At 39.2% G+C, this 12,772-nt stretch carries 11 protein-coding genes, 2 tRNA genes and 2 rRNA genes; 8 read left to right on the forward strand and 7 right to left on the reverse strand.

From position 1 onward, the window contains the following. Nucleotides 1-3 precede the first annotated feature (3 nt). Both CVT15_RS05805 and CVT15_RS05810 read right to left on the reverse strand, forming a co-directional pair. A complete protein-coding gene (locus tag CVT15_RS05805; protein ID WP_103576792.1) occupies nt 4-783 on the reverse strand; it encodes an OmpA/MotB family protein in 780 nt (259 codons plus the stop codon). Beyond that, a complete protein-coding gene (locus CVT15_RS05810) occupies nt 783-1,550 on the reverse strand; it encodes a motility protein A (protein ID WP_021091276.1) in 768 nt (255 codons plus the stop codon). The genes CVT15_RS05805 and CVT15_RS05810 overlap by 1 nt, the downstream gene beginning before the upstream one ends. A gap of 136 nt (nt 1,551-1,686) precedes the next feature. On the opposite strand from CVT15_RS05810, the gene glmU reads away from it, so the two are divergent. From glmU to CVT15_RS10015, 8 genes are all read left to right on the forward strand, one after another. After that, on the forward strand, nt 1,687-2,994 hold the full coding sequence (glmU, locus tag CVT15_RS05815; protein WP_103576791.1) for a bifunctional UDP-N-acetylglucosamine diphosphorylase/glucosamine-1-phosphate N-acetyltransferase GlmU: 1,308 nt from the start codon (nt 1,687-1,689) through the stop codon (nt 2,992-2,994). Next, nucleotides 2,981-4,153, forward strand: coding sequence for a bifunctional phosphopantothenoylcysteine decarboxylase/phosphopantothenate--cysteine ligase CoaBC (coaBC, locus tag CVT15_RS05820; protein ID WP_103576790.1), 1,173 nt, complete (start codon nt 2,981-2,983; stop codon nt 4,151-4,153). The genes glmU and coaBC overlap by 14 nt, the downstream gene beginning before the upstream one ends. After that, the gene (locus CVT15_RS05825; protein ID WP_103576789.1) at nt 4,150-4,836 is read left to right on the forward strand and encodes a hypothetical protein; all 687 of its coding nucleotides are present in this window, start codon (nt 4,150-4,152) and stop codon (nt 4,834-4,836) included. Before coaBC ends, CVT15_RS05825 begins: the two co-directional genes overlap by 4 nt. 3 nt (nt 4,837-4,839) lie before the next feature. Then, on the forward strand, nt 4,840-5,511 hold the full coding sequence (gene uppS, locus CVT15_RS05830) for a polyprenyl diphosphate synthase (protein ID WP_103576788.1): 672 nt from the start codon (nt 4,840-4,842) through the stop codon (nt 5,509-5,511). Nucleotides 5,512-5,518: 7 nt separating this feature from the next. Next, nucleotides 5,519-6,307: a prepilin peptidase gene (locus CVT15_RS05835; protein ID WP_103576804.1), complete on the forward strand. Its 789-nt coding sequence runs from the start codon at nt 5,519-5,521 to the stop codon at nt 6,305-6,307. After that, complete coding sequence (locus CVT15_RS05840; RefSeq protein ID WP_103576787.1) at nt 6,300-7,328, forward strand: LptF/LptG family permease; 1,029 nt, start codon at nt 6,300-6,302, stop codon at nt 7,326-7,328. The genes CVT15_RS05835 and CVT15_RS05840 overlap by 8 nt, the downstream gene beginning before the upstream one ends. After that, nucleotides 7,328-8,059, forward strand: coding sequence for a tRNA pseudouridine(38-40) synthase TruA (gene truA, locus CVT15_RS05845; RefSeq protein WP_107898182.1), 732 nt, complete (start codon nt 7,328-7,330; stop codon nt 8,057-8,059). Before CVT15_RS05840 ends, truA begins: the two co-directional genes overlap by 1 nt. A gap of 66 nt (nt 8,060-8,125) precedes the next feature. After that, on the forward strand, nt 8,126-8,311 hold the full coding sequence (locus CVT15_RS10015; RefSeq protein WP_269059543.1) for a hypothetical protein: 186 nt from the start codon (nt 8,126-8,128) through the stop codon (nt 8,309-8,311). A 141-nt stretch (nt 8,312-8,452) separates the two neighbouring features. Here the strand turns inward: CVT15_RS10015 and CVT15_RS10330 are convergent, their stop codons facing one another. The 5 genes from CVT15_RS10330 to CVT15_RS05870 form a co-directional block, all read right to left on the reverse strand. Next, on the reverse strand, nt 8,453-8,899 hold the full coding sequence (locus CVT15_RS10330) for a ComEA family DNA-binding protein (protein WP_087586583.1): 447 nt from the start codon (nt 8,897-8,899) through the stop codon (nt 8,453-8,455). A 223-nt stretch (nt 8,900-9,122) separates the two neighbouring features. Continuing rightward, nucleotides 9,123-9,241, reverse strand: a 5S ribosomal RNA gene (gene rrf / locus CVT15_RS05855). A gap of 133 nt (nt 9,242-9,374) precedes the next feature. Then, nucleotides 9,375-12,279, reverse strand: a 23S ribosomal RNA gene (locus tag CVT15_RS05860). A gap of 328 nt (nt 12,280-12,607) precedes the next feature. Continuing rightward, nucleotides 12,608-12,683: transfer RNA gene (locus CVT15_RS05865), tRNA-Ala, on the reverse strand. Between the two features lie 12 nt (nt 12,684-12,695). Next, nucleotides 12,696-12,772, reverse strand: a tRNA-Ile gene (locus CVT15_RS05870).

Below are 12,772 nucleotides of genomic sequence, written 5' to 3' on the forward strand. Positions count from 1 at the left end.
CGACTAATTCCTCATATCAAGGATACTTTTCTTAGTAGCCTCTTTATTTTTTGGCTCAAGCGATATGAAGTGAATTTCTACTCTATTGTTTTTAGCTCTGCCATCTTCTGTGCTGTTGCTAGCGATCGGATCAAACGAAGCTTTGCCAGAAGCTATTATTCTATTTTGTGGTACGCCATCGTTGATTAGCTCTTCAACCACACTTAAAGCCCTTGCAGTTGAGAGCTGCCAGTTATTTTTATAAGCTGAGTCTTTATTTGGCTCTATGTTATCGGTATGTCCGATGATATCGACCTTTACTTCATTTGGCATTTTTGCCACAATCATGCCTATTCGTTTTAAAAACAGCTTCGCATCTTCGCCAGAAATTTCAGCACTATCTTTCTCAAAAAGCATAGCTGCTGGAAGCCTTACGATAAAGCCATCTTCACTCTCTTCCATAGTAATCTCGGGCGCTCCACTAGCAGCTAGCAGCTCATTTATCTTTTTAACATTCATATTTAGCTCGCTTTGTGAGCCCTTTTGCTTGCTTATCTTTTTTGCACGAGTATTTTCTGGATCTGTCTCTTTTTCTATCTGATTTTCAGGTCTAGCGCCACCTTCAAGCACACTTAAAGCACCAGCTAGTGAGCCAACAGCGGCCTCCATCTTTTTAGCATCCATTGTCGCCATAGAAAGTAATAAAACAAAAAAACAAAGCAAAAGTGACATAAGGTCGCCAAAAGCAGCTAGCCACTCAGGCATACATTTTGGGCACTCTTCTGGTTTTATTAACTTACCCATTATTCAAACTGACTTTTTCTATCTTTTGGTGGTAAAAATGCTAAGAGCTTAGCTTCAAGCGTTCTTGGATTATCGCCCGCTTGTATCGACATGATTCCCTCAAGTACGACTTGTTTTTCAAGTGCCTCATCGGCATCGCGAATAGAGAGGATATTTGCCACAGGCGCACCTATGATATTACCTATCATCGCACCATAAAGCGTCGTAAGCAAGGCAACCGCCATTGATGGGCCAATCGCACTAGGATCTGACATGTTAAGAAGCATCGCAACAAGACCAATGAGTGTTCCTATCATACCCATCGCACCCGCAAAACCGCCGACTTGCTCAAAAATTTTAATATTATTTGAATGTCTTGTGCTAGTTTGATCGATATCGATCTCCAAAAGTGCTCTGATCGCATCTGGCTCATTGCCATCAACTGCCATTGAAAGGCCTCTTTTTAAAAACTGATTTGTCTCATTATTTACTTCGCTTTCGAGCGATAAGATACCATCACGTCTAGCTTTAGTTGAATAATCGACTATTTTTTTTATAGTCTCAGGTAAATTTACTACGACTGATGGCTTGACAGCAATGCCATAAAATTTACCAATTCCTTTAAGCGTCTCCATCTTGAAGCCAACCATCATAACACCGATAGTACCACCAAAAACGATCATCACAGAAGGAATATCGATGTATGGTCCTATACCAACGCCTATCGCCATTGATCCAAACAAAAGCACTAGGGTCAAAACCCAGCCGACGACGGTTCCTAAATCCATTTAAGCTCACTTTATTTATAAATTCTTAAGAATTGCTATTTTATTAGCTTTTTGTTGAAACAATCGTTAAATTAGAAAAAATGTTTGCCATTTTTTGCTACAATCTGCGAAATTTTTAACGTTAAAAGGCTTAAAAATGAACAATACTTCAATCATAATTTTAGCTGCTGGTCTTGGCACCAGAATGAAATCAACCCGCCCAAAAGTATTATTTGAACTTTGCGGTGAGCCGATGATAATTCATATCTTAAAACAAGCCTATGCCATCACAAATGACGTTAGTGTCGTGCTTCACTACGAAAAAGAGTTAATTAGCAAAAAGATAAAGGAAATTTTCCCTCAAACTAAAATTTTTGAGCAAGATTTAGAAAATTTCCCAGGCACTGCTGGAGCGATAAAAGGCGTAAATTTAAGCGGCGAAAAGGTGCTTGTTACTTGCGGAGATATGCCACTTGTTAGATCAACTGATCTCATGCGCCTAGCAAATGCCGAAGCAGACGTGGTTATGAGCTCATTTGAAGCAGCAAATCCTTTTGGCTACGGCAGAGTCATCATAAAAAATGGCAAAGTTGAAGCCATCGTCGAGCAAAAAGATGCGAGCGAAGCGCAACTTGCTATAAAAAGCGTAAATGCTGGCTGCTACTGCTTTAAACGCGAGGCGTTAGAGCAAATTTTACCGCTCATAAGCAATCAAAACGCACAAAAAGAGTACTACCTAACTGACGCTATAAAAATAGCAAATGAAAAGGGCTTAAAGTGCGTTGCAGTAAATGTAAATGAGCAAAATTTTATGGGGATAAATGATAAATTTCAGCTTAGTATCGCTGAAAAGATCATGCAAGATGAGATAAAGCAAAATTTGATGAAAGCTGGCGTTTTGATGCGTATGCCTGAGAGCATTTTCATAGACAGCAGGGCTAAATTTGAAGGCGAGTGCGTGCTCGAAGAAAACGTAAGTATCCTTGGAGAGTGCGTTATAACAGAAAGTATCATCAAAAGCTCATCAGTGATCGAAAGCAGTGTCATCAAAAACTCAGACATCGGCCCACTAGCTCACATAAGGCCAAATTCTGAAATTTCTGGTACACACATAGGAAATTTCGTCGAGGTTAAAAAGGGCGTTCTTAGCGGCGTAAAAGCTGGACATTTGAGCTATCTTGGCGACTGCGAGATAGAAAGTGGCACCAACATCGGTTGTGGCACGATCACGTGCAACTACGACGGCAAAGCAAAATACAAAACCAAGATCGGCAAAAACGTCTTTGTTGGCTCAGATACGCAGCTAGTTGCCCCTGTAAATATCGCTGATAATGTCATCATCGCAGCTGGTAGCACCATCACAAAAGATGTTGAGAGTGGAGCGCTAGCTATCAGCAGAGCTCGACAAGAGAACAAAAGCGGCTTCTTTGAGAAATTCTTTGGCAAAGACGATGTTAAAAAATAAGAAAATTTTACTTGCCGTTTGCGGCAGTATCGCCTTTTATAAGGCATTCGAAATTTTATCGCTACTTAAAAAACAAGGCGCTGATGTTTATGTGGCCTTAAGTGACGGAGCGCTTGAATTTTGTAGTGTAAGCGGCTTTGAAGCGCTAAGCGAGCATAAAATTTTAAGCTCACAAACGCAAAACTGGCAAGATGGCGTAAATCACATATCCTACTCTAAAATGGACCTAGTCCTAATAGCGCCAGCCTCGGTAAATACGATAAATAAGCTAACAGCTGGTATCTGCGACAATGTCTTCATGCAAACTCTAATCGCCGCCTCACACGTGCCTTTGGTTGTCGCTCCAGCTGCAAATAACAATATGATCGAGCACTTCGCGACGCAAAATTCGCTTGAAATTTTAAAGAAAAACGGCGCTTTAGTGGTTGAGCCAGTTCTTAAAACTCTAGCTTGTGGCGATGTTGGCAAGGGTGGTCTTGCAAGCCCTGAAGTGATAGTAGAAGCTGCCATAAAAAGACTTAGCAAGCCCATTTTTGCAGGCAAAAAAGTAGTTATCACAGGTGGTGCGACAACTGAAAAGATAGATGACGTAAGAGTCATTACAAATTTCTCAAGCGGCAAGATGGCAAAAGCCTTGGCTAGAGCCTTTTACTACGCCGGTGCGGAGGTAAAACTACTTGCAAGTTTTGAAGCGGAAAACGAGCCATTTGAAAGTCTTAAATTTAGCTCAAGTAGCGAGCTTTTGGAGCTTTGCAAGAGTGAGTGTGAGGATGCAAATTTGCTTGTAATGTGCGCTGCGGTGAGCGATTTTGTACCGACAAAAGTTGATGGCAAGATAAAAAAAGAGGATGTTGCCGAAAGCCTAAATTTAAGTCTAAAGAGAAATGTCGATATTTTGCAAAGTTTAAAAGAGTTTAAATGTAAAAAGATCGGCTTTAAGCTTGAAATCTCAAACGAAAGCGCTCTTAAAAATGCTAGATCAATGCTAGATAAAAAAGGACTTGACGCAGTTTGTCTAAATATATTGGGCGAGAAAAATGGCTTTGCAAGCGAGCAAAACGAGGTAAATTTCATCACAAGAGGTGACGAGACCCTGCTACCGCTTGCCTTAAAAGATGAGATCGCAGGGCGTATCGTGGAACTAGCAGCAAATTTATGATAGAGCAGATCTCACGCGTCCAAAAGATAGCAAATAATAGCCAAGCTCCGCTAGTAGCGATAAATTCGTCCCTGCCACTTAGTATTTTAGTGAGCCAAAAGGTGGGCCTTAACAGATATACCTTAAATTTTGCAAATAGAAATTTAAACACAAAAAGTGCAAAAGAGCTAAACGTGGGCTCTAGATACTGGGGCGAAGTGCATAGCCAGGGCGAAAACATCGTCATAAAAAATTTATACGAAAAGCCAAAAATTTTAGATGAGGACGTTTTGGCCGATGGGCTAAATTTGATAGAAAATTTGGTAAAAAACGAGAATTTACTGTGGCTTTACAGCTATTTATTTAAAAATTTAAGTGAAGTTAAAACAAAAGACGAGATGAGAGTGCTAGCGAAAATGCTCTTTGCTCTACAAGAAAATGTCGTGCATATACCCTTTGCGTATAGCGGCACAAATGGCATTTTTCAGCTTAAAAAAGAGGCAAATGAGATGAGAATTTTTCTAATATTTTCAAATTTTGCTCCACTTATTTTTAAATTTAAAGATGAAATTTTGTGTGAGATTGCAACCCCATTTAACAACGTCGCAAGCTTGCTAAAAAGCGAATTTGACACGCCAGTTTTGGTGCAAAACGTAAGCGCTCTTTGGAGTAAAAAAGAGCAGATAATTGACTTTAAAGGTTAGATATTGAACAAACTTAATCACCTCGCTATCATCATGGACGGCAACGGACGCTGGGCAAAAAAACGTGGATTTTTGCGGACAAATGGGCACGAGGCTGGAGCAAATGTAGTGAGCGATATGTGCGAATTTTGCATTGATAATGGGGTAAAAATTTTAAGCCTTTACGCATTTAGCACCGAAAACTGGAAAAGACCGCAAAAAGAGGTTGATTTTTTGATGAATTTGCTTAAAAAATTTCTTCTTTTAAAGCGTGATGATTTTATAAAAAATGGGATCAAATTTGACACGATCGGCGATATTTCGCCATTTAGTGATGAGCTAAAAAATGAGATAAAAATCACAAAAGATGTCACCTCTGAAAATAAAAATCTACTACTAAATTTAGCGATAAACTACGGCTCAAAAGACGAGATCGTAAGGGCTGTGAAAAAGCTAAATTTAGAAGGTACTGATATAAATGAAGCGAGCCTAAATGCGGCACTTGACGAGAGTGAGCCAGTGGATCTGCTCATCAGAACTGGTGGCGAAAGCAGACTTTCAAATTTCATGCTCTGGCAGGCAAGTTATGCCGAGCTATTTTTCACACCGACTCTTTGGCCTGACTTTGGCAAAGAGGAGCTTACTGACATCGTGGCTAAATTTAAAGATATAGAGCGAAGATTTGGCGGAGTTTAGCGAGATAATGGATAATCTAGTCATCTTTTTTGCCTTTTTTGCTTTTATTTTGGGTATTTGCGTGGGCTCATTTTCAAATGTACTGATATATCGCTTGCCACGAAATGAAAGTATAAATTTTCCAGCTTCTCATTGCCCAAACTGCGATCATAAGCTAAATTTTTATCACAATGTTCCAATTTTTTCGTGGCTATTTTTAGGCGGGAAATGTGCCTTTTGCAAGCAAAAGATAAGCCTTGTCTATCCGCTAGTTGAGCTTGTCTCTGGCCTACTTTTTCTGATCTGCTTTTTCAAAGAGTGTGGCGAAATTTTAAGCGTGGAAACTCTGCTTTATGCACTATTTTTAGGACTTTGTTTTATTATGTTGCTAGCCCTTAGCGTCATAGATATAAGATATAAAGCCGTGCCAGATCCGCTTCTTTTTGCAGCGCTATTTTTCGCATTTATCTATGCTCTGATGCTTTTTATATTTAAAGGAAATTTTGTCCAAATTTTAAATTTATTCCTTTTTGCACTTATCTTTTGGGTGCTTAGATTTGTTGTAAGCTTTGCCATAAAAAAAGAAGCGATGGGTAGTGCAGATATCTTTATAGCAGCGATCATCGGAGCTATCTTGCCAGTCAAACTGGCTCTAGTGGCGATCTATCTTGCAGCGCTTTTTACACTTCCAGTCTATGCGCTCGTTCGCAAAAAGAGCTATGAGCTAGCCTTTGTGCCATTTTTAAGTCTTGGCTTACTTATTACATACGCTTTTAAAGAGCAAATTTTAGAAATTTTAAGGTTTATTTATGAGTAGAGTGAATAGATATCTTTTGTTTAACTTCCTAGGGACTTTTGCATCGCTATTTAGTACGCTTTTTTTGATCATGTCGATCGTATTTTTCATCCAGATCGCGCGCATCACTTCTTACATTGAGATCAGCTTTGGTGAGCTTTTTAAACTCTACTCATTTATGCTTCCACGTGTACTACTTTTTGTCGTGCCTATAGCATTTTTTGTATCACTTGCGATGACTCTTTTTAGATTATCAAAAGAGAATGAAAGTATCGTTATTTTTACGCTTGGTGGCTCACCAAATAAGATTGCTAAATTTTTCTTAATATTTTCAGCATTTTTAAGCACTGCTCTACTTATAATCGCTACCATAATGATACCAATAGCCGCACAGCTAAATGCAAATTTTATTGATTATAAAAAAACTGTTGCAAAGCTGAATTTAAAGCCAACTCAGTTTGGACAAAAATTCTCTGACTGGATGGTCTATGTGGGCAGTGAAATGCAAGATAACAACGGAACTACTTATAAAGATATCGTGATGTTTAATCCTTACATTAAAGACTACCAACGCTTAATCACTGCAAAAAATGCAAAGATCACTAATACAAATCAAAGCATTGAGCTCTCTTTAGTAGATGGAAAAATGTATGACATAAAAGATGAAATTTATCATCAAAGCAACTTCAAATCCATGAAAATAAGGACTGCACAAAGTGAAGAGATAAGCGATATAGGCAGTATAAAAGAGTACTGGGCGGAGGCAAATAGTAGCGAAAAAAGAAGAAAAGACCTTAGCACATATGTGCTTGTTGCACTATTTCCACTTGCCAGTACACTTTTTGCCATAAGCTTTGGCATCGTTACTTATAGATATGAAAAGGGCATGGTTTATGTTGGTACGTTTGGCGTTTTATTTGGGTATTTTACGCTCATAATGCTATTTTCATCAAAGCCAGCTCTTGCGATTCCGCTAATATCTTTTGTTTTTTTATTGGCAGGAATTTTGCTTTTTAAAGCCAAGATCATGCGAAGATACTAATGAAAATCCAACTAATCTATAGCTACGATGGCTCCAAATTTCAAGGCTCCCAAACTCAGCCACATGAAAATGGTGTAGAAGATGAGCTTTCGCGTGCTCTAGCTCACGTTGGAATATTTGAAAAAATAGTCTCTAGCTCGCGTACAGACAAAAACGTCCATGCGATAAATCAAAGCTCAAGCGTAATTTGTGGCGATCATTTTAAAAATTTAGAGCACTTAAAAGAGCTGATCAACCGCCATGCTCATCCAAATATTCATATAAAACGTATAAATTTAGTTGATGAAAATTTTCAAGCAAGATTTGACGCCATAGCAAGATCTTATAGATACATTATAGATCATGGAGAATTTGATGTTTTTGGCTCAAACTATAAAGTCTTTTTGCCAAAATTCGATATCAAAAAAGCAAATGAAATTTTATCTAATTTTGTTGGTGAGCATGATTTTAGCTCCTATATGAAAACAGGAAGTGATACAAAAAGCCCTGTGCGAGAAATTTTTAAGGCATTTTGTTATGAATACAAAAACAAAACTATCATCGTTTTTAAAGCAAATGGCTTTTTACGCGCTCAAGTACGGCTTATGGTTGCAAATCTACTTAAAGCCTTAAGTATCAAAAATGGTGGTGAGTTCATCAATGCTTCACTTAATGGATGCTTTGCCTTAACTCGTATCCCAGCTCCAGCTGAAGGACTTTATCTAAATAGAGTTTTTTATAAATTTAACTAGGTATTTAGAATATTTGATAGTAAGCTTATTTAAAATATTAAATAGAGAATCTTAACCCTCCTTCAAATTTTTAACGCAGTAAATGATAAAGAAAAACTTTTCAAGATCCACTCTGACTCACCTAAAGCCTGCCCACTTGGTGGCAAGATCGAGGGACTTTTAACCGGTCACTTCCTAAAAGCACAAGAAGCTTTAGAAGATAGTTTAAGAAGCATTACTTTACAAGATCTATTAGATGAACTTATTAATTAAAAGCAGGTAAACTAAGTTATAGAATTTAAAAAGCAGGCAGATATATAAAAAACCAATCTATTTTATTAGTTAGAAGCACCATACACTCCTAACTATTTTTATATACTTTATGTAAGAATTTTTATAAATTTCTAGCTTTTATTACTCTTTACTCTTCTCTTTTTTAGCTTTACTCTTTTTCTCTGTTTTATCTTTTAGGCTTTCTTTCTTATCTTTTATCTCTTTTATACTATCATCTTTAGCACTATCTTTTTTCTCTTTTACTTCATCACTCTTTTTACTTGCTTTTTCTTTTATCTCATCTTTTTTAGATTTTATTTTTGATTTTGTGTCATCTATCTTTGTAGTACCTGATACTGATATATCTGATTTTAAATTTTCAAATGTCTTATCACCTATACCATTTACATTTTTTATGTCTTCTATTGAGTTAAATTTATTTGCTTTTCTATACTCTATTATTGCATCTGCCTTTGAAGATCCTATACCATCTAAACTCATTAACTCTTCTTTTGTAGCTGTGTTTAAATTTATGGCTGCTAGTAATGTAGAAGCTGCTACTAATAGTGAGAATACAATCTTTTTCATTTTTGTCCTTTTTGGGTAAATTTGGGTTTGGAGTCTATCATATTTGGTGTTTTTAGTCAACACTCGTATAAAAGCATAAACTAAAAGATATTTATAAATGTAAAGATAAAAAGTCTAATTATTTAAAAATATAAATAAATATAAGATTTGATATTTTGTTATAAATTAAGAAATAATATTTTAAAAGATAATTGTTTAGATAAAGAATATTAAAAATTAACAAAGCCCGCAACGACCTACTTTTCCAACATCCCAGTAAGGGAGAGTATCATCAGCCAGGACGAGCTTAGCTTCTTGGTTCGAGATGGAGCAAGGCGTTTCCTCGTCTGTATAGTCACGGGCAGTGTTAAATAAAAGATATATTAGATAAATCTCTTATTTAACACTACTTGATAAAGTTAAAAGTCATAAACAAAGTTTTATAAAAACATATCTTATTAAGTTTTTATCCTTAACAAGGAAGTGATGCTTATTAAAAGATAAGCAGACGAGCTATTAGTACTGGTCAGCTAAAGGACTTTCATCCATTACACACCCAGCCTATCAAACACATAGTCTATATGAGCTCTTAAAAGAAGATTCATCTTGGAGTTGGCTTCCTGCTTAGATGCTTTCAGCAGTTATCACATCCCAACATAGCTACCGAGCGGTGCTCTTGGCAGAACAACTCGTACACCAGTGGTTGGTTCGACCCGGTCCTCTCGTACTAGGGTCAACTCTCCTCAATCTTCTTGCGCCCACGGCAGATAGGGACCGAACTGTCTCACGACGTTCTGAACCCAGCTCGCGTACCGCTTTAAATGGCGAACAGCCATACCCTTGGGACCTGCTCCAGCCCCAGGATGCGATGAGCCGACATCGAGGTGCCAAACCTCCCCGTCGATGTGAGCTCTTGGGGGAGATCAGCCTGTTATCCCCGGGGTACCTTTTATCCTTTGAGCGATGGCCCTTCCACACAGAACCACCGGATCACTAAGACCGACTTTCGTCTCTGCTTGACGTGTATGTCTCGCAGTTAAGCTGGCTTATGCCTTTATACTCTACGAACGATTTCCAACCGTTCTGAGCCAACCTTTGTAAGCCTCCGTTACATTTTGGGAGGCGACCGCCCCAGTCAAACTACCCACCAGACATTGTCCTACTTGAGGATAACTCAAGCTAGTTAGCTATCAGAATAAAAAAGAGTGGTATCTCAACAACGGCTCACCATAAACTGGCGTCTATGGATCAAAGCCTCCCACCTATCCTGCACATTTTTATCCCAATAGCAGTGTCAAGCTGTAGTAAAGGTCCACGGGGTCTTTCCGTCTTGCCGCGGGTAGGAGGAATTTTCACCTCCACTACAATTTCACTGGATCCCTCTTCGAGACAGCTCCCATCTCGTTACGCCATTCATGCAGGTCGATATTTAATCGACAAGGAATTTCGCTACCTTAGGACCGTTATAGTTACGGCCGCCGTTTACTCGGGCTTCGATCAAACGCTTCGCAGAGCTAACGTCATCAATTAACCTTCGAGCACCGGGCAGGCGTCACACCCTATACATCCTCTTACGAGTTAGCAGAGTGCTGTGTTTTTGGTAAACAGTCGGGAGGGACTCTTTGTTGTAACCTTCAATGCTTACGGAGTAAATCCTTCACAAAGTTAGGCACACCTTATACCGAAGATACGGTGCTATTTTGCAGAGTTCCTTGAAGAGAGTTCTTCCACGCGCCTTAGAATACTCATCCCACCCACCTGTGTCGGTTTACGGTACGGGCAACTATAACTAAACTTAGAAACTTTTCTTGGCTCGACAGTATCAGCAATTCGCTATCCATTCCGAAGAACTTCAAACGCCTGTGGGGTCTCGGCTTAAAAAGATCCGGATTTGCCTGGATCTTAACCTACACCTTTCGACTAGCACTACCATCCGCTAGCTTGCTTAACTCTAAGCGTCCTTCCATCGCACATTATAGTTGGCATTGGAATATTAACCAATTTTCCATCGCATACCCCTTTCGGACTTTGCTTAGGACCCGGCTAACCCTACGATGACGAGCATCGCGTAGGAAACCTTGGGTTTACGGCGTTGGGGATTCTCACCCCAATTATCGCTACTCATGCCTGCATGCTCACTTGTATTCGCTCCAGCACTCCTTACCGGTATACCTTCGACGCAAATACAACGCTCTCCTACCACTTAGTAAAACTAAGTCTAAAGCTTCGGTACTCATTTTAGCCCCGTTATATTTTCCGCGCAGAATCACTAGACCAGTGAGCTATTACGCTTTCTTTAAAGGATGGCTGCTTCTAAGCCAACCTCCTGGTTGTTTAAGTAACTCCACATCGTTTTCCACTTAAATGAGATTTAGGGACCTTAGCTGTTAGTCTGGGTTGTTCCCCTCTCGACGACGGATTTTATCACTCGCCGCCTGACTGCCATGATTACACACTAGGTATTCGGAGTTTGATAGGGTTTGGTACATTGGTGTATGCCCTAGCCCATTCAGTGCTCTACCCCCTAGTGTTACTACATGACGCTATACCTAAATATATTTCGGAGAGAACCAGCTATCACGATGTTTGATTGGCCTTTCACCCCTATCCACAAGTCATCCCATAGCTTTTCAACGCTAGCGGGTTCGGTCCTCCACCGGCTCTTACACCGGTTTCAACCTGCTCATGGATAGATCACATCGTTTCGGGTCTGCAACGTCTGACTAAACGCCCTATTAAGACTCGCTTTCGCTATGGCTCCGTGTTTCCTTAACCTTGCCAGACATCACAACTCGCAGGCTCATTATGCAAAAGGCAGTCCATCACCCTGATAAATCATAGGGCTCTGAATGATTGTAAGCAAATGGTTTCAGGTTCTATTTCACTCTGATCACCTCAGTTCTTTTCACCTTTCCCTCACGGTACTTGTGCACTATCGGTCTAGTAGTAGTATTTAGGGTTGGATAGTGGTCTACCCAGCTTCAGACAGAATATCACGTGTTCCGCCCTACTCAGGATACTGCTAAGTAAAACAAAGCTTTCATATACGGGAGTATCACCCTCTACGCTTAATCTTTCCAGATTATTCTATTAGCTAAGTTTAGTCTATATTGCAGTCCTACAACCCCGTTAGTAAACTAACGGTTTGCCCTCTTACGCGTTCGCTCGCCGCTACTAGCGTAATCTCTTTTGATTTCTTTTCCTGAGGGTACTAAGATGTTTCAATTCCCCTCGTTCGCTCCGTTATACGGTAACTAATATCTCTATTAGTTGGGTTGCCCCATTCAGAAATTCCCGGATCAAAGCCCCTTGACGGCTCCCCGAGACTTATCGCAGCCTGGCACGTCTTTCATCGCCTCTACTAGCCAAGGCATCCACCACTTGCTCTTTGTAGCTTACCTTTTCTATATTAGATTATTCTAATTCGCATCACTTCCTTGTTAAAGATAACTTTAATGTTATTACATTTAAATTCTAGCTCTCAAGACGGAAAGCATTGACTACTATTTAGATAAGTTTTAAATCCTAATTAGATTGTGATGTCAAACTTTTGCATTAAATGCAAAGAGAATAGAAATTTAAATCTTTAACAAGTCCTGTAAAATTGTTTTTAAAACTTGCTTGTGACTATTAACAATATTAATTAAAAGAACATTTAGACAAAAGTCTAATTAGAAAGTTTAAATTTTTAAGCTCTCTAATTAGACTTAATATAGTTAAACTATTTTATGGTGGAGAATAGCGGGATCGAACCGCTGACCTCCTGCGTGCAAAGCAGGCGCTCTCCCAGCTGAGCTAATTCCCCAATTAAATTCTCTGGTGGGCCTAACAAGACTTGAACTTGTGACCTCACCCTTATCAGGGGTGCACTCTAACCAGCTGAGCTATAGGCCC

The sequence above is a fragment of the Campylobacter concisus genome, from assembly GCF_003048595.2.
Taxonomy (GTDB): Bacteria; Campylobacterota; Campylobacteria; order Campylobacterales; family Campylobacteraceae; genus Campylobacter_A; species Campylobacter_A concisus_L.